The organism is Eggerthella sp. BIOML-A4, assembly GCF_009875575.1.
Classification (GTDB): Bacteria; Actinomycetota; Coriobacteriia; order Coriobacteriales; family Eggerthellaceae; genus Eggerthella; species Eggerthella lenta.
In genome coordinates this window covers 108404-125334 of record NZ_WWRX01000001.1, presented here as the reverse complement: position 1 = coordinate 125334, position 16931 = coordinate 108404, and the positions used below count along the sequence as shown (strand labels likewise).

Annotated in this window: 14 protein-coding genes; 5 read left to right on the top strand and 9 right to left on the bottom strand. The window is 62.7% G+C overall.

The genetic code is table 11. The annotated features are described in order from the left end of the window. Positions 1-21: 21 nt before the first annotated feature. From GT613_RS00550 to argF, 3 genes are all read right to left on the bottom strand, one after another. Complete coding sequence (locus GT613_RS00550; protein WP_009306805.1) at positions 22-882, bottom strand: dimethylarginine dimethylaminohydrolase family protein; 861 nt, start codon at positions 880-882, stop codon at positions 22-24. A gap of 87 nt (positions 883-969) precedes the next feature. Beyond that, the gene (locus GT613_RS00545) at positions 970-2484 is read right to left on the bottom strand and encodes a YfcC family protein (protein WP_009306807.1); all 1515 of its coding nucleotides are present in this window, start codon (positions 2482-2484) and stop codon (positions 970-972) included. Between the two features lie 133 nt (positions 2485-2617). Then, positions 2618-3634, bottom strand: coding sequence for an ornithine carbamoyltransferase (argF, locus tag GT613_RS00540; protein WP_009306809.1), 1017 nt, complete (start codon positions 3632-3634; stop codon positions 2618-2620). Positions 3635-3880: 246 nt separating this feature from the next. Here argF and GT613_RS00535 point away from each other — a divergent pair, with 246 nt between their 5' ends. Next, positions 3881-5287 carry a sodium:solute symporter gene (locus GT613_RS00535; RefSeq protein WP_114516663.1) on the top strand — a complete coding sequence of 469 codons (1407 nt, stop codon included), beginning with the start codon at positions 3881-3883 and terminating at the stop codon, positions 5285-5287. 22 nt (positions 5288-5309) lie between these two features. On the opposite strand, the gene GT613_RS00530 is transcribed toward GT613_RS00535, so the two are convergent. Continuing rightward, positions 5310-6491, bottom strand: a complete 1182-nt coding sequence (locus tag GT613_RS00530) for a helix-turn-helix domain-containing protein (RefSeq protein WP_009306813.1) — start codon at positions 6489-6491, stop codon at positions 5310-5312. Positions 6492-7046: 555 nt separating this feature from the next. Between GT613_RS00530 and GT613_RS15605 the strand changes: the two genes are divergently transcribed. Next, positions 7047-7175, top strand: coding sequence for a hypothetical protein (locus GT613_RS15605; protein WP_009609324.1), 129 nt, complete (start codon positions 7047-7049; stop codon positions 7173-7175). A 61-nt stretch (positions 7176-7236) separates the two neighbouring features. On the opposite strand, the gene GT613_RS00525 is transcribed toward GT613_RS15605, so the two are convergent. Further along, positions 7237-8463: an MFS transporter gene (locus GT613_RS00525; RefSeq protein ID WP_035579014.1), complete on the bottom strand. Its 1227-nt coding sequence runs from the start codon at positions 8461-8463 to the stop codon at positions 7237-7239. A 144-nt stretch (positions 8464-8607) separates the two neighbouring features. Here GT613_RS00525 and GT613_RS00520 point away from each other — a divergent pair, with 144 nt between their 5' ends. Continuing rightward, positions 8608-9606, top strand: a complete 999-nt coding sequence (locus GT613_RS00520; protein WP_035585659.1) for a zinc dependent phospholipase C family protein — start codon at positions 8608-8610, stop codon at positions 9604-9606. A gap of 7 nt (positions 9607-9613) precedes the next feature. Further along, a complete protein-coding gene (locus GT613_RS00515; RefSeq protein WP_009306820.1) occupies positions 9614-10567 on the top strand; it encodes a trimeric intracellular cation channel family protein in 954 nt (317 codons plus the stop codon). A gap of 125 nt (positions 10568-10692) precedes the next feature. On the opposite strand, the gene GT613_RS00510 is transcribed toward GT613_RS00515, so the two are convergent. Together GT613_RS00510 and GT613_RS00505 are read right to left on the bottom strand one after the other, a co-directional pair. Beyond that, complete coding sequence (locus GT613_RS00510; RefSeq protein ID WP_009306822.1) at positions 10693-11322, bottom strand: DUF47 domain-containing protein; 630 nt, start codon at positions 11320-11322, stop codon at positions 10693-10695. Between the two features lie 11 nt (positions 11323-11333). After that, on the bottom strand, positions 11334-12386 hold the full coding sequence (locus GT613_RS00505) for an inorganic phosphate transporter (protein WP_015761374.1): 1053 nt from the start codon (positions 12384-12386) through the stop codon (positions 11334-11336). Between the two features lie 288 nt (positions 12387-12674). On the opposite strand from GT613_RS00505, the gene GT613_RS00500 reads away from it, so the two are divergent. Then, positions 12675-13823 carry a NarK/NasA family nitrate transporter gene (locus GT613_RS00500; protein ID WP_009609314.1) on the top strand — a complete coding sequence of 383 codons (1149 nt, stop codon included), beginning with the start codon at positions 12675-12677 and terminating at the stop codon, positions 13821-13823. A gap of 46 nt (positions 13824-13869) precedes the next feature. On the opposite strand, the gene GT613_RS00495 is transcribed toward GT613_RS00500, so the two are convergent. Further along, positions 13870-14526 carry an MBL fold metallo-hydrolase gene (locus GT613_RS00495; protein WP_009306829.1) on the bottom strand — a complete coding sequence of 219 codons (657 nt, stop codon included), beginning with the start codon at positions 14524-14526 and terminating at the stop codon, positions 13870-13872. Beyond that, positions 14523-16931 (bottom strand): bifunctional (p)ppGpp synthetase/guanosine-3',5'-bis(diphosphate) 3'-pyrophosphohydrolase, encoded by a 2409-nt coding sequence (locus GT613_RS00490; RefSeq protein ID WP_009306831.1) that lies wholly within the window; start codon positions 16929-16931, stop codon positions 14523-14525. Before GT613_RS00490 ends, GT613_RS00495 begins: the two co-directional genes overlap by 4 nt.

Sequence of the window (16931 nt, the reverse complement as noted above, 5' to 3'; positions counted from 1 at the left end):
CCTTCTTTCGTCTCGACGAAGTTACGGACGCTCGATGGGCTGGGTCAGGCAGTGAGGACCGCCGCCCGCATGCAGGATCTGATCGAGCGGCACGTCGATCACGTCCAAGCCCAGCGCGCGCATCTTGTCGTTGATGTGCTTGTTCTTCTCGATTGCCACCACTTTGCCGTTGCCGATGCACTGCACGTTGCAGCCGTGCTTGTACATATCTTCGCTGGCAACGGGGATCAGTTCGAAATTGCGACGCTTCAGCATTTGCAGGAAGTTGTAGGGCAGCTGGTCGATGCAAGCCAGCGCCACCTGCGGGGCCACGATGTTGAAGATCATATCGAGATGCAGGTTGTCCGGCGGGCACGGCACGCCCACCACGGTGTAGCCGAACTTCTGCAGCTGGTCGCGCAGGTTGTCCACGCCGGCTTGGTCGGTACGGTCCACCTGGCCGAACGCCAGCGTGTGCTCGTCGATCATCCAGAAGTCGCCGCCCTCCATGCAGCCCGCGTTCACGCGCGCCACGATGGGAACGCCCATCTCCTTCAGCTTCTCCTCGTACGCCACGGCCTCCACCTGACGGACCGGGTGGCGGAAGTGGCCGATCACGGCGCCTTCCTTGATCATGCAACCGTAGTCGCGGGCGAACGTCATCACCTCGAACTCGGGGCGCGCCTCCACTTCGACCACTTCGATACCGTTGTCTTTGAACGCATCCACCAGCATCTGCCACTCGGCAACCATGACGTCGTTCTTTTCCTGGTCGCCCTTCTTCATCCACTCGGCAGTGATCACGTTGATGCCGTTGAACTGGTAGTATCGCGGCGAGCACATCATCACTTTCTTCAGGGGGTTCGTTGCGTTGGACACGTAGACCTTCTCTTCTTCAGCCATGATAGGCTCCTTTCGTTTGACAGGTTGTTTGGGAAGCAGTTTGAGAAGCCGGAGCGCGCGGGGCGCCCCGGGGGGCAGCGCGGAGGGTTACAGCATCACGGCCACGGTGAGGAACACGCAGCACACCAGGAACAGGAAGCCCACGATGGGAGCGGCGCGCTTCACCCAGTCGCCGTAGCTCATGTGGGCGGCCGAGGTGCAGGTCATCACCACGATGGACGTAGGCGAGATCATCTTGGCCAGGCCCAGCGCCATGCAGTAGATGGTCACCATGATGGCCACGTCCACGCCGGCGAACTGCGACAGCGCCGCCATGATGCCCATGGTCGCGGCCGCCAGCCCCGTCGACGACGGGATGAGGCACGCGATGAGGAAGTAGCAGACCAGCGCCACGATGACGAAGGCGACGGGAGGCAGGGCCGACAGCGTGCTCTCGCACATGTGCAAGATAGTGGGCGTGATCTGCCCGCCGTCCATCACCACTTGGATGCCTCGCGCCAGCGGCACGACGAACGCGGTGGACACGAGCCCGGCAGCGCCCTTGATCAGCGTGTCGATGATCTTATCGGCCTTGTAGCGCATGACGATGCCCGCGAGCAGCGTCATCACCATCACGAGCATGGCGATCTCGGGGAAGTACCACGAACCGAACGGCGTGATGTCGCTGCCCAACACCTCGCGCAGCACCGGCGTGACGCCGATCCACGACACGAACTGCTCGAAGAACGTCCAATCAGGGTTGATGGAAGTCCACGGCACGCACCCCACCACCATGATGGCGAACGTGAGGACGAAGATGGCCAGCACGCCCTTCTGACGGCCGGACAGCTCCAGGTTCTCGTCAGCCGAGACCGGGAACTCGATAAGATCGAGCTTGCGACGGAAGAACTGGACCGACTTCTCGGGATGAGCCTTCACCTTGTCGGCGTAGCGGTTGATGATGAAGATGACGAGTCCCGTGAACACCACCAGCATCAGCACACGCATGCCCATGCCGTCGCCGGCCGAGATGCCTGCGATGCCCGACGCGATGCCCGTGGCGAACGGGTTCACCGTCGAGGCCAGGCAGCCGGCCTGCGTGCCCAGCACCACGATCATGATGGCCACCACGGTGTCCAGCCCCAGCGCCAGGATCACCGGCACGAACATGAGGAAGTACACGATTCCTTCCTCGTAGGCGCCCTCCAAGGTGCCGAGGAACGACATGAGGCATACAAGGATGGCGATAAGCAGGTGCATGTTGTTCTGGTTCTTCATGGTGATGCGCTTGAGCGCCGTCTTCACCGCACCGGTTTCCTCCATCATCTCGAGGAAGCTGCCGAACAGCAAGATGGTCAGCGAGATGGCGATGGCGCCGCTGATGGCGCCCGAACCCAGCATGCCCGTGATGGGCGCCATGAACACGTCCCACAACCCTTGCGGGTTGGACTCCACGATGTGGTACGTCCCCGAAATAGCGTCGCCGTTGGCGTTCAGCTCGTACGCGCCGCCCGGCACGAACCAGCTGAGCACGGCGATGAAGCAGATGACCCCGAACAGGATGACGTAGGTGTTCGGCATCTTGAATTTCTTCTTGCCCTTCTCGGGCTCGTTGTCTGGCATGGATGCTCCTCTCCTCGACGCTTCCGGCACAGCGGGGCGCAGCTGCCCAAGGGTGCCGCAGAAGCGGCATCCTCGCAGACCGAGCCTGCCGTGCGACCCTGCGCAGAGCCGCACGGCGTACCGGGAAGCGTGTTTAGACGCAGGGGATGTACAGATCGCCCAGGGTGGCCGCCATGATGGCCTTGATGGTGTGCATGCGGTTCTCAGCCTGCTGGAACTGGCGGCCGTGGTCGGAGTAGAACACCTCGTCGGTAACTTCCATCTCCTTCACGCCGAAGCGCTCGGCCATATCGGCGGCGTACTCGGTCTCCGCATTATGGAAGGCCGGCAGGCAGTGCAGGAAGATGTAGTCCGGGTTCTTCACATGGGACAGCAGCTCAGCGTTCACCTGGTAGGGCGACATGAGCTTCACGCGCTCAGCGAACTGAGACTCCTCGCCCATGGCCGCCCACACGTTCGTGTAGATGGCGTCGGCATTCTCCACCGCCTCCACCGGGTCGTTCGTCACCGTGATGGTAGCGCCGCTCTCGGCGGCGAAGGCCCGCGCCACCTCGACGATGGCCGGGTCGGGCTCGAGTTCGGCCGGCGTGGCGTTCACGTAGTTCACGCCCAGGATGGCGCTGGTGATCATGAGGGAGTTCTGCACGTTGTTGCGTCCCTGGCCGCAGTAGGCCAGCGTGAGGCCCTCCAGCGTGCCGAAGTTCTCCTTCATGGTCATGAAGTCGGCCAGCATCTGGGTGGGATGCTCCTTGTCGGTGAGGCCGTTCCACACCGGCACGCCGCTGTACTTCGCCAGATCCTCGACGTGCTCCTGCTTGAAGCCGCGGAACTCGATGCCGTCGAACATGCTGCCCAGCACCAGCGCGGTGTCGCGCACCGTCTCCTTCTTGCCCAGCTGGATGTCGTTCTTGCCCAGATACTCGGGGTGCGCGCCCAGGTCGATGCACGCGGTGGTGAACGCGGCGCGGGTGCGGGTGGACGTCTTCTCGAACAAGAGCGCGATGTTCTTGCCTGCGAGGTAGCGATGCTCGACGCCCCGCTTCTTCAGGTCTTTGAGATGTTCGGCGAACCCGATGAGGTACATCAGCTCGTCTTTCGTGTAGTCCCTCGTGGAGAGGAGGCTGCGTCCCCGGAATACCGACTCGGTCATGTGAAGCTCCTTTCGATGGATGCTCTTGCGCCCTAATCCCCGACGGACGCCGCGCCCGATGGTGCGACCCCTCCTGGCAGGCCAGGTTACGAGAAGCATCATACGCAGCGGCGAGAGGGAGCCCCTCTGGACAGTCGGACAAAACCCGAGCCGCGCGCTTTGTCCGACCGAACAAGGGACACAGGGCAACGGGAATCTAGGATGAAAGCGCGCAAGCGGGTTCTTCCAACGGAGCGGGGGTCGCAGATGGTTCTATCGCCTATCGACTACGTCATCATCGCGTTGTACTTCATCGTCATCGTGGCCATCGGCTTCATCGCGGCGCGGTTCGCGAAAACGAAGGAAGATTACCTCGTGGCCGGCAGGCGGCTGTCGTTTCCCCTGTTCTTCGGCTGCATGGCCGCGCTCACGCTGGGCGGCGGCTCCACTATCGGCAGCGCCCAGCTGGGCTACGAGTTCGGGCTCGGCGGCATCTGGCTCAACCTGAGCATCGGACTGGGGCTCGTCGCGGCCGGCTTCCTGGTTACCAGCAAGCTTTCGAAGCTGCGCGCTCTCAGCGTGAACGAGGTGGTGGAGAGCAGCTACGGCCCCATCGCCCGCGTGTTCAGCTCGGCGCTCACGCTCATCTACACGCTCACGCTGAGCGTGGTGCAGGTCATCTCCATCGGCACCATCATCAACGGCGTGACGGGCATCGACGCCACGCTGTCCATGCTGGTAGGAGGCGGCATCGTCATCCTGTACACGTTCGTGGGAGGCATGTGGTCGGTCACCATGACCGACATCGTGCAGTTCGTGGTGAAAACGGTGGGCATCCTCATCCTGGCCCCCATCTTTTGCATCTCGGCGGCGGGCGGCTGGGACGCGCTCGTCAGCAAGGTGCCCGAGACGTACCTGTCGGTGGGCAGCATGGGCTTCGACAAGAGCTTCGCCTACATCGTGCTGTACGTGCCAGGGCTCATCATCGGCCAGGACATCTGGCAGCGCATCTTCACCGCGAAGAACGAGAAGGTGTCGAAAACGGGCACCGTCTGCGCGGGCGTGTACAGCGTCTTCTACGCGTTGGCCACCGTCGTCATCGGCATGAGCGTGTTCGTGCTGCTGCCCCATCTGGACAACCCGCAGAACGCGTTCGTGGTGGGCGTGTCCACGTTCTTGCCGGTCGGGGTGCGCGGGCTGATCTTGGCGGCGGCGATGGCGGCCACGATGTCGGTGTCGAGCGGCACCATCCTGGCATCGTCCACCATCCTATACAACGACCTGTACCTGCGATTCGTTCGCAAGGGGGCGGCCCGGAGGACGACGCATCTCAAGGAAGTGACCATCACGCGTCTGTTCGCCCTGCTCATCGGCGTGGTGGTGATGGTGTGCTCGCTGTGGATCAACGACGTGCTGGTGGGCATCGACATCTGCTACGGCTACCTGTCGGGCTGCGTGTTCGTGCCGCTGGTGGCCAGTTTCGTGCTCAAGCGGTTCAGCCCGAAGGCAGGGCTGTACGCGCTGGGCGCGAGCACTGTGGCGGTGACGGGCTGCTTCGTCGTCGTGGGAACAGCAAGCTCAGTCCCCATCGTCGCAGGCATGGCGTCGGGGCTCGTAGCGTACGCAGCGGCGAACCTTCTCAGCAAGCAGAAGGTGCCCTCGCCGTTTGAATGAGGCGTGAACCCGTTCCCTTGCCTCACCCCAACTCGGGCAGGAACACCAGGCTGAGCAGGTTAATGAACACCTTGTCGTCCTCATGGGGAATGCCCAACACGGCCTTCATCTTGCGCATGCGGTAACGCACGGTGTTCGGATGCTGGTGAAGCTCCTCGGCGATAGCCTTCACGTCGCCGTGCCAGTTCACCAGCGCCTCGGCCGTACGCACGAGCTCGGTACCGTGCTCGTCGTCATAGCCGGCCAGCATCGAGCGGTACAGCTCGCTCGCGCTCATGAACAGGCGGTCGTAGCGCGCGGCGCTGGCGAATGCCGACAGGTGCAGGCCCGACCAACGCGCCAGCTGCTCGCCGTGGCGCTGCGCACTCGCGGCTGCGGCAAGCGCCTGGCGGATAGCCAGGTCGCCATCGCACAGGTGCACCGCCTCGCTCACGCCGCAGTGCAGGCTGCCTTCCACCGAGGTCACGGCGATGCAGCGGCGCTCGGCGGCCGCCCGCTCCTCATCGCTGGCCGAGCCGTAGGATACGAACGCCAGGATATGATCGCGGTAGCGGCACACGCTGGCCGACTCGACGATCGCGCACCCGTCCCTCACCGTCCCCAGCCCAGAGGACACCGAGTCGAGCATGGCGTAGAATGAGCACGGGTCGCCCGCGCGCAGGGCGAACGCGAAGCACTGCAGCTTCGAGCCCGTCACGCCCACGAGCGCGCTCAGCCTCGTACGCACCCGGTCGCCGTCGTGGGCGGTCAGCAGCTCGTCGAGGGCCTTGCCCTTGTCCAGCTCGTCGCGATCGCGCTGCAGCAGATCGAGCGATTGGTACGCCACCGTCTCGTGGTAAGCGCCGTCGTACAGATAAAGCGGCACCCCGCGCGCCGTGCTTTCCTTGCGCACGGCGTCGCTGATGGGAGGCTCGTAGACGGTTTTGACGGCGATGGCGGCCACGTCGCGGCGCAGCATCGTCAGCAGCGACTTCTCGGCCATGCCAGGGTTGCCGAACGCGAACCCGAGGTTCGTGAGGATGAGTTCGCCCGCCACGTATACACTGTATTCGTTGTAGTCGGGAGGACAGTCGAGGATGCCCACGTTGCGCACCTCGCGCCGCTCCGCTCCCTCGCAGGGAGCGGCGAGCTCCACGTTCTTGAACGCCGGCAATGCGATAATGTCCGCAACGGTAACCAACAGCCCCTCCGTCCCATCGCGCATGAGAAGCGATCTTCCAAGAAGATGCGATACGGTACGCATGATACCGCATCGCGAGGAGCGCGTACGGACGACCGGCCGCGCTTGACGAGAATTACGCGTGCGAACCGGAAGGCTCCCCCGGCCTCGATCTCGAAGAGGCGACCCTCAGGAGCTAGGTCATCCTGCCGACGTGGCCGCAAAATGCTTCCCATGACAATTTCGCAAGCGTTTTCGAGCTGCTCGCACCCGCAAACACGGGCGTCACCCACCATAATGCCTGGTCGCAACTTCGCTGATTCGAGAATTCGCCAGTTCGTGACGGCAAACTTTGCCATGGGTGCCGCTTTGCGCCCAGCTCCGCATACAGTCCGCAACCGCCCCGAGCGAGAGGCACCCGAACGGGAATCCTTTCGACAGAGGGCGGAAACGTCGCTTCCCCACGCGACCTCACACCTGCGCTTTGCCGGGAACCCTCGTCTTACGAAGACGTAAGCTGAGTGTAAGCGGCGGTCAAGGCGTCCGTCATGCGCTCACGGTATAGTTGAACCCGTGAACGCACGATACGAGGAGATCGCCATGAGCAAACCGTTGAGCATCGCCTGCAAAGCCGTCGGCGCAACCGTCATCATAGGAGCATTCGTGCTGGTGGCCTGTCTGTTCTCGGAGAGCAGCCGCACCATGTATCCGATCAGCCGCACCCGCTGAGCCCCAACCGGAGACCAGCCGCCCGCGCCGCGGAGGCCGTAAAACCCGCGCGCCGCGCGCTCTACCCCTGCTTTTCAGGCATCCTCCACAGCAGCACGAAGCCCAGCACGAACAGCACGGCGATGGACAGCACGCCCAACGACGAGTTGCCCGACAGCTGGGTGAAGAAGCTGACCAGGAACGTGCCCATGACGGCAGCGTACTTGCCGAAGATGTCGAAGAAGCCGTAGTACTCGTTGGCGTGCTCCTTCGGAATGAGCTTGCCGAACTCGCTGCGCGACAGCGCTTGGATGCCGCCCTGGAACAACCCCACGCAGATGGCCAGCATCCAGAACTCCGCGGCCTCGCGCAGGAAGAACGCCGCGAACAGCGTGATGCAGAAGTACGCGCCGATAGCTACCAGCAGCATGCGCTTCGTGCCGAATCTTGTGGACAGACGCCCGTAGGCGATGGCCGACGGGAACGCCACGAACTGCGTCACCAACAGCGCCAAAACCAGCTGCGTCGCATCGATGCCGAGGTCGGTGCCGTAGCTTGTGGACATCTTTATAATGGTGTGCACGCCGTCGATGTAGCAGAAGAACGCTAGCATGAAGTAGCGCAGGCGACGATCCTTCCAAATACGTTTCAGCGTGCGGAAGAGGCCGGCGAACGTGTCGCGGATCAAGCGAGGAGCACGTTCCTTGTAGTGCGTCTGATGCACATCGCGGATAAGGGGCACGCTGAACGCCACCCACCAAACGGCCGTGATCAGAAACGCGATCTTCATCCCGATGTCCATGGGGATACCCACGCTGGGCCCTGCCAGCACCACGATCAGGCACAGGATGAACGGCACGCACGAGCCGATATAGCCCCAGGCGTAACCCTGCGACGACACCTCGTCGTAACGCTCATCGGTGGTGGCATCCACGAGGAACGCATCGTAGAACACCATCGAGCCGTTCAGCATGATGGACGCGACGACGTAGATCACGAGGAAAGCCAGCGCAGCCGACGGGATGCCCAGCGCCGCCAAGGCGATGGCGCCCGTGCCCACGGTTCCGATGAAGAACTTCTTCTTGTTGCCCTTGAGGTCGGCCAGGCTGCCCAGAACCGGCATGAGCAGCGCCAGCAGAAGCGACGCCACCGTCTCGGCATAGCCCCACGCCACCACAACCGACGAACCCGGTTCGGCTAGCGTCTTGAAATACACGGGGATCAGCGCCGTCGCAAGCAGCACGAAGGCCGAATTGCCCACATCGTAGAGGATCCAGCTTTTCTCCTGCTTGGTCAGCTTGCCTGCCATGGCCTTGCCTCTCGTCTCGTTTGCGTCAACTTGGGATTCCTTCTTCACAAGTGCGAAACCGAAGGTTAACAAGTCCCCGCTCATTGTATATGATAGCGCGTAGCGTCACCGGTAAAATTCAAGTCAGAACGGAGCGTCATCCCCATGCCCGCACTCATCACCCACGACTTCTTCGGGCGCGACGTCTACGACCGCCTGTACACCTTCATAGGCGGCTCGCGCGACGAAGCCGACGCCTTCCTGTTGGGCAACCAAGGCCCCGACCCTCTGTTTTACCTGGTACTCAGTCCGCAGTTGCGCGCGCACAACCGACTGGGCTCGACTATGCACAACAAAAAGCCCAGCGAGCTTCTAACCGCGCTCAAAAACTCACTCGGCATCCTCAACAGCGCCGAGCGCGAAGTGGGTCGCGCCTATGCGTTGGGTTTCCTCTGCCACTACACGCTGGACTCCACGATGCACCCGTTCGTGTACTTCCACGAGTACCGGTTGTGCGACGCCGGCGTTCCAGGCCTGACGCGCGCCGACGGAAGCGAAGTGCACGGCACGATCGAGAGCGAACTGGACGAACTCGTTCTGTTTGAGAAGCGCGGCGAGACCATCGCCACGTTCAACCCCTCCGCCGAAATCCTCAACGCCAGCAACTTCACGCTGCACGTCATCTCGAAGATGTACGCCTACGTCGCCCTCACCGTGTACGGCGAGATCGTCCCCGCCGACCTGTTCGAGACGGCCGTCAAGGACTTCCGCGTGGCGCAGCGCGTGTTCTACTCGCCCTCCGGCCGCAAGCGCGCCCTCTTCGGGCGCGTCGAAGAACTGCTGCGCCCCTTCTCGTTCTACAAGTCGATGAGCCACCGCCCCGTCGCGCTTACCGAAAGCCAGTTCGACAACCGTGCCCGCGAGACGTGGGAGAACCCGTTCACGGGAGACATGAGCACCGCAAGCTTCTGGGATCTCTTCGGCGAGGCGCTGGGAAAAGCGCAAGACAACCTGTTCGCATTCGACGAGGACGGATTCGATCTCGCAGCAGCGCGCGCCATCACCAACGAGCGAGACTTCTCGGGCGAACCCGTTGTGGCGCTCGTGGTGTCGGTCGAGGACGGCGCTGCCGACGCGCAGCCGCAGCCCGCCGACGAAGCGTAAGCGCCCCATGCTGGACGTCGCCCTCACCATCCCCTTCTGGCTGGAGCTTGCCGCTGCGCTGACCGGCGGTTTGTCCGGCGCCATGAGCGCAGTGCGCGCACGCTACGATATATTCGGCGTGGCGTGCATCGCCATTATCACCGGTTTGGCCGGCGGCATCATGCGCGACATCCTGCTGCAGAACTACGGTATCTACGCGTTCCAGAAGCCTACGCTGATCATCGCCTGCGCCATCGCGGGCGTGGTGGTGTTCTACTTCGGTAAGCTGGCCACCTATCTCGACCCCATCGTCGACTTGCTGGACAACCTGTCGGTAGCGCTGTGGGCCGTGATCAGCGTGAGCAAGAGCCTGTCGGCGGGGCTCGACATCATCCCGTCCATCATCCTGGGCACCATCACCGCCGTGGGCGGCGGCATCCTGCGCGACATCTGCATGAACCGCGAGCCCGAGGCGTTCCAGGCCGGCGCACTGTACGGCAGCGCCGCGCTGGTGGGCTGCATCGTGTACGCGTTGATGAGCCAGAACCACATCCTGGACAACTACGCCGCGCTGTCCTGCGTGGTGCTGGTGCTGGGGCTGCGCTACGCGTCGCTGTTCTTCGGCTGGCGCACGAAGCCGCCGCGCGACTACTCCGACGTGGTGACCCGCGCGGTATCGAAGCCGGTACGCTCGGTGGCGAATCGCGTGCGGCCGCCCAAGGGCAAGGTGGAGCGCGACAAGGAGCGGCACGGTTACGAGAAGCTGCGTGCGTTCTGGGCGCGCATGAACGGCGAGTACGTGGCCGAGCGCAGCAAGGACGACAAGCTTGCCGCATCCGACTCGCAAGCGGCCAGATCGTCGGCCGGCACCGCCGCAGCCAGCGACCCCAGCGACCGCATCATCGTGGACCGCGAGGAGCTCCACCGCATCATGGGCGGCGAGGAAGAGAAACCTCGCGACCCCTTCGAGCCAAGAAGCTAAAACCAAGCCACCGTGTCCAGCGCGTGTCGAAAGGACGGGGGATCTGACACGCTCGCGACACCGCGCCTCGCAAAACGGGAAAAAGCGTGTCAAACCCCCCGTCCCTTCGACACGCTTTCCTTCGGTTACACGTTCTTCAGCAGGATGGAGTTCATCGTGTCGGCGGCGTGCTCGCACGAGTCGCAGCACTTCTCCATGCGGTCGAATATCTGCGACCACACCAGCACGCGCATGGGGTTCTCGCGGTCGTGCGTATGCAGTTTGCGAATGACCGTCATGTACAGCTGATCGGCCTCTTCCTCGTAATCGTTCACGTCGATGATGAGCTGCTTGAACATCTTGGACTTCTTGAAATTGCGGAAATCCTCCATGGCCTTGTCCAGCGCCACGCAGCTCTTCTTGATGAGGTGCGCGAACTCCAGCGCATCATGATGGATGAAATGCACGTCGTACATGTAGAAGCGTTGCATGACGTCTTCGATGTAGTCGATGATGTTGTCGAGGTACTGGGACATGTTGATGATGTCCTCGCGCTCGATAGGCGTGATGAAATCGGTAGCAACCGTCTTGAAGATGGCGTGGTTGATCTCGTCGCCCTTGTGCTCCAGCTCGTGCGCGCGCTCCATGACCTCTTTGAGATGCTCCGCCTCGGTGAAGCTTTCGATGGCCTCGATCAGCAGCTCGGCTTCCTGAACGGCAACTTCCGTCTGTTTCTCGAACGCATCGAAATAATCGAACTTGTCCCTCTTGCCCACAGGGTCCTCCTTTACGAGAACATTAAGAACAGGTGGGCGAACGCGAATCCGAGCAGACCGCACCCCGGAAACGTCAGCACCCACGTTTTCACCATATCGATTGCAATTCCCCACTTCACCGCGCTTTTCCGCTTCGCTGCGCCCACGCCCATGATGGCGGTCGTATTCGTGTGCGTCGTGGAAACCGGCAAGCCGGCGAAGGTGGAGAGCATAAGGCAGAAAAACGTTGCCACGCTGGCGGCGAATCCTTGGAACGGCTCGAGCTTCACCATATCCAGGCCGACGCTTTTTATGATGCGCTCGCCGCCGACGGCGGTGCCCAACCCCATGTTGAGCGCGCAGAAGAACATGAGCCAGATGGGCAGGATCATTTGATCGGCCTGCCCCACGCCCGTGGCCAACGTGATGGCCAGCACGAAGATGCTCATGAATTTCTGGCCGTCCTGCGCGCCGTGCATGAACGCCACGCCCGCGCCCGAGGCCACCTGAGCCCAACGGAAGAAGCGCGAAGTCTTCTTGCGATCCATGTTGCGGCAGACGCGTCCAAGCGCCTTGGAGTTCAGCCAACCCAGAAAGAAGCCCAGCAGCGTGGACAAAAGAATGCCGTACACCACCTTGATCCACTCCGCGCCGTTGATGGCGTCGAAGCTGCCCTGCAGCGCGATGGCCGCGCCCGTGAGGCCGGCGATCAGCGAATGGCTTTGGCTGGTGGGAATGCCGAAATACCAGGCCACGGTGCCCCACACGATGATGGCCACCATGGCGGCCATGAGAGCGATGAGCGACTGCTGGGAGTCGCCTCCGAAATCGACCATATTGAATATGGTGTGTGCGACGGCGGCGGTAAACAGAGAAACCACCAGCAGCCCCAGGAAGTTGCAGACAGCCGCCATGACGATGGCGGGCTTCGGCTTCATAGCCCTTGTCGATACGACGGTTGCGATCGCGTTCGGAGCGTCCGTCGCCCCATTCACGACGATGACGCCGATGTTGAGCAGGGTCACAACCACGAGGATCGGGTTGGACGCGAGCCCAGCGATGAACGAAGCCCACTCTATGGTCACGAAATCCCTCTCGACAACAACAGCAAAAAGGTTCAGCATTCCCCAGTTTAACGTAAATCTAACAAAGCGAAAGGGGCTCTTTTCTCTTTTCACGTTGGATTACGGGCGAAACGGCAAAATACAGGTAAAGTCACGCCCCGGCACCGCCTACGGGTAAAACCCCTGCAATCGGTAGGAGTTAACCCCCGCTCTATCGATACGTGATAAAGTAACCGTTACGCAAGAAGAGGTTTCCGCGTCGCCGCGTCGCAAGCACGGCTCGACGACGCCTGGGGGGAGGAAATCGAAATGAGAAGGCGCTTCCAGCTGCCCTTGCAGACCGCGGATCTGATCGCCGGATTCATGGTGTGGGTCATCCTGTCGTCGCTGCTTCCGTACATCAAGCAGGACGTCTATATCCCTCCCGACCAGATAGCCCTCGTCACCGCCATTCCCGTGGTGTTGGGATCGGTGCTGCGCGTACCCTTCGGCTACTGTGCGAACCTGTTCGGCGCTCGTGCCGTGTTCCTGGCCAGCTTCATCGTGCTCGTGGTGCCCGTATGGTTTTTGAGCGAGGCCACCACGTATCAGGGATTGCTCATAGGCGGGACGTTTCTGGGCATCGCCGGCGCAGTGTTCTCGGTGGGCGTCACCTCGCTGCCGAAGTACTACCCGAAGGAGCGCCACGGCTTCGTGAACGGGGTATACGGCTTCGGCAATATGGGAACGGCGCTGACCACCTGGTTGGCGCCCGTGGCCGCGGTTGCCTTCGGTTGGCGCATGGCCGTCAAGCTGTACCTCGTGCTGCTGGCGGCGTTCATCGTGCTGAACTTCGTGCTGGGCGATCGCGACGAACCGCGTGTGAAGACGCCGGTCATGGAGCAGCTGCGCGCCGTCTGGAGCGACGCGCGCCTGTGGTTCCTGTCGCTGTTCTACTTCGTGACATTCGGCGCTTTCGTAGCCTTGACCGTGTACCTGCCGAACTTTCTCACGTCGCACTACGGGATGGACGGCGTGTCGGCAGGCGTGGCCACCTCGGTGTTTATCGTGGCGGCGGCCGCCATCCGCGTGCTGGGCGGCTGGCTGGGCGACCGGTTCGACTGTTATCGGCTGCTGGCCCTCGTGTTCGCAGGCCTCGCCGCAGGCGCCGCGGTGCTGGCCACGGCACCGGGGCTGCCCGTGTACCTGGCGGGCATCTATCTGGTCAGCATCGCATGCGGCATCGGCAACGGCGTGGTGTTCAAGTTGGTGCCTGCGTACTTCACGAAGCAAGCCGGGATTGCCAACGGCATCGTGGCCATGATGGGCGGCCTGGGCGGCTTCTTTCCGCCGCTCGTGCTGTCGGCATCGACGCTGCTGTTCAGCACGAGCGTCCCCGGATTTGCCGCCTTCGGCGCCTTCGCCCTCGCCTGCCTGGCGATTTCGCTGGTCATGAGGAGGAAGACTCGGTCATCCTGAGGGCACGGAGCGCGCAATCCGTCTCCTGAGCGTAAGCCGCGACCCCCTACGCGTAGTAAGCGAACACCCTTTTGCGTTCGTTGCCGATCTTGGTGGTGCTGTTGTGGCCGGGCAGGACCACCGTCTCGTCGGGCAGCACGGCCAGGCGCTTCAGCGAGCGGCGCATAGCGTTCATGTCGCCTCCCTGGAAATCCGTACGGCCAATGGAGCCGCAGAACAGCGTGTCGCCCGAAATCAGCACCGGCGCGCCTTCAGGGTTCGTGCCGAAGCGCGGGTCGATGAACAGGCAGATACCGCCCTCGGTGTGACCCGGCGTCAGGATCACCTTCCACGGCATGTCGCCGATCTTGAGAATGTCGCCGTCGTTCACTACATGATCCACCGGGCACGGCGTGAAGCGCATGTCGTCGCGCGGCAGCTTCTTCTCGCCCGAAATGATGGGCGCGTCGATGGCCGAGGCGATGACCGTGGCGCCGGTCTTGTCGCGCAGCTCCTTCGCAGCGCCCACGTGGTCCGAATGGCGATGCGTGAGGATGATGGCGTCGACCGAGCCCCCCGCCGCCTTGATGATCTCGTCGGGCTTGCACGTGGGATCCACCACGATGGTGGCCTTGCCGTCGGAAATGATGTACACGTTGTTCTCCAGCATGCCGAGCACGAGGTACTCGACGGGCACGCACGTGCCCTTCACCTTATTGGTCATGCGTCGCTCCTAGTCTTTTTCTTGCCGCCGCCGGCCTTGGGAACCATGCGGCGCGCGTCGAACACTCCTTCGATGCCGCGCAGTTTGCTCAGTACGATATCGATATGGTTGATATCGGACACCTGGAACAAAAACCGCATCTCCACCATGCCGTCGCGATGCGACGTGGTGGAGCTGGACAGCACGTTCGCCCCTTGCTCCGACAGGATGATGGCCACGTCGCGCAGCAGGTTCATGCGGTCGAGCGCGTCCAAGAACACCTCCACCTTGAACGACGTGTTCTTCGGCAGATCGTTCTCCCAGGCCACCTCGATGATACGCTCGGGGGTTTGCTTGAGATCCTGAGCGTTCGGGCAGTCGGCGCGGTGCACCGACACGCCGCGGCCGCGCGTCACGAAGCCGAGAATCTCGTCGCCCGGCACCGGGTTGCAGCACCGCGACAGGCGCACCAGCACGTCGTCCACGCCCTTCACCACCACGCCGTTCGACGTGTGCGCCTCGTGCTTCTTCGGCGCCTTCACGCTGGTCAGCATCGGCGGCATCTTGCCGGTGGACATGTCGCCTGCCACGTAGTCCATGGCGGTCTCGGCCTCGTGGCCCTTGTCCACGAGGATCTTCAGCAGACGGTTCGCCACGTGCTGGGCGCTTTCCTTGCCGGTGCCGATGTGCACGAGCATGTCGTCGGCGTCCTTGTAGCCCATGTGGTCGGCCACCGACTTGAGGGCGCGCATCGACTGGGCGCTGGATATGCCCAGACCGTGCTTGCGCATCTCGCGGGTCAGCTTGTCGCGGCCGAATTGCAAATCGTCGCTGCGGCTGACCTTGCTGAAGTACGAGCGGATCTTGCTGCGCGCGCTGGGCGTTTTCACGATGCCCAGCCAGTCGCGCGAAGGGCTGGCGCTTTTCTGCGTGAGGATGTCCACGCGGTCGCCCAGCTGCAGCTCGTAGGTCAGCGGCACGATGGCGCCGTTCACCTTCGCGCCCACGCAGTGGTTGCCCACCTCGGTGTGGATGGCGTAGGCGAAATCGACCGGCGTCGAACCAGCGCGCAGGCTCATGACCTCGCCTTTCGGCGTGAACACGAACACCTCGGTGGGCGCGAGATCCACTTTCAGGTCCTTCAGGAACTCGCGCGAATCCTGCGACTCGTCCTGCCAGTCCACCATCTGGCGCAGCCACGCCAGCTGCTGGTCCAGCGCGTCGCCGCTCTTGCCGCCCTTCTCCTTGTAGCGCCAGTGCGCCGCCACGCCGTACTCGCTTTGCCGGTGCATGTCTTCGGTGCGGATCTGGACCTCCAGCGGACGGCCCGCCGGCCCGATGACCGTGGTGTGCAGGCTCTGGTACATGTTGAACTTCGGCATGGCGATGTAATCTTTGAAACGGCCGGGCATCGGATGCCACAGCGTGTGCACCGCGCCCAGAGCCGAGTAGCAGTCCTTCACCGACTTCACGATAACGCGCACGGCGATGAGGTCGTATATCTCCGAAAAGCCCTTGCCCTTCTTCGTCATCTTCTGGTAGATGGAGTAGAGGTGCTTCGGGCGGCCCATGATCTGCGCCTGGATGTTCACCTTTTCCATCTCGTCGTGCAAGATGGAGATGATCTGGTCGAGATAGCCCTCGCGCTCAGAGCGGCTTTCAGTCACCATGCGGCTGATCTGCTTGAACTTGTTCGGTTCCAGATAGTAGAACGACAGGTCCTCGAGCTCCCACTTGATGTTGTTGATGCCGAGACGGTGCGCGATGGGCGCGTAAATCTCCAGCGTCTCGCGCGCCTTGAAGATGCGGCGGTCTTCACGCAGCGCGCCCAGCGTGCGCATGTTGTGCAGGCGGTCGGCCAGCTTGATGACGATGACGCGGATGTCCTTGCTCATGGCTACGAACATCTTGCGGATGGTGGCGGCCTGCTCGTCGGTGAGGCTTTCCACCTCGATGCGCGTGATCTTCGTCACGCCCTCCACCAGCTGTGCCACCTGGGGATTGAACTCCGCTTCCACCTGGTCGCGCGTCACGCTGGTGTCCTCCACGGTGTCGTGCAGCAGCGCTGCACACAGCGTTTCCACGTCCATGCGCAAGTCGGCCAGGATGATGGCCACCTCCACGGGATGTGCCACGAACGGCTCGCCGCTTTTGCGGCACTGGCCCTCGTGCGCCTCGCTTGCGAATCGGAAGGCCTTCGCCAGCATGGCCTCGTCGTCCTCGGACAGGTACACCGAGGTCAGGCGCTGCAGCTCGGCGAATCGCTCCTCGGGAGTCTTCGGCGCGAGGGCGTCCTTCTTGGCTTCGGGCGCGAACGATTTCTCGGCCACGTGCGGCCGGCCCAGCAGGTTGTCCTCCACGGTCTGCTTGTTCGACGTCGCCTCGGGCGCGCCGCCCAGCAGCTCCTCATGGTTGCTCTTGCCCAT

What these genes read in the sequence shown, in the direction of transcription:
- GT613_RS00495 (WP_009306829.1), bottom strand. Translation starts at nt 14,526, where the DNA reads ATGACCAATAAGGTGAAGGGCACGTGCGTGCCCGTCGAGTACCTCGTG.
- GT613_RS00515 (WP_009306820.1), top strand. Translation starts at nt 9,614, where the DNA reads ATGCTGGACGTCGCCCTCACCATCCCCTTCTGGCTGGAGCTTGCCGCT.
- GT613_RS00525 (WP_035579014.1), bottom strand. Translation starts at nt 8,463, where the DNA reads ATGGCAGGCAAGCTGACCAAGCAGGAGAAAAGCTGGATCCTCTACGAT.
- GT613_RS15605 (WP_009609324.1), top strand. Translation starts at nt 7,047, where the DNA reads ATGAGCAAACCGTTGAGCATCGCCTGCAAAGCCGTCGGCGCAACCGTC.
- GT613_RS00550 (WP_009306805.1), bottom strand. Translation starts at nt 882, where the DNA reads ATGGCTGAAGAAGAGAAGGTCTACGTGTCCAACGCAACGAACCCCCTG.
- GT613_RS00520 (WP_035585659.1), top strand. Translation starts at nt 8,608, where the DNA reads ATGCCCGCACTCATCACCCACGACTTCTTCGGGCGCGACGTCTACGAC.
- argF (WP_009306809.1), bottom strand. Translation starts at nt 3,634, where the DNA reads ATGACCGAGTCGGTATTCCGGGGACGCAGCCTCCTCTCCACGAGGGAC.
- GT613_RS00500 (WP_009609314.1), top strand. Translation starts at nt 12,675, where the DNA reads ATGAGAAGGCGCTTCCAGCTGCCCTTGCAGACCGCGGATCTGATCGCC.
- GT613_RS00490 (WP_009306831.1), bottom strand. Translation starts at nt 16,931, where the DNA reads ATGGGCAAGAGCAACCATGAGGAGCTGCTGGGCGGCGCGCCCGAGGCG.
- GT613_RS00530 (WP_009306813.1), bottom strand. Translation starts at nt 6,491, where the DNA reads ATGCGCGATGGGACGGAGGGGCTGTTGGTTACCGTTGCGGACATTATC.
- GT613_RS00545 (WP_009306807.1), bottom strand. Translation starts at nt 2,484, where the DNA reads ATGCCAGACAACGAGCCCGAGAAGGGCAAGAAGAAATTCAAGATGCCG.
- GT613_RS00535 (WP_114516663.1), top strand. Translation starts at nt 3,881, where the DNA reads ATGGTTCTATCGCCTATCGACTACGTCATCATCGCGTTGTACTTCATC.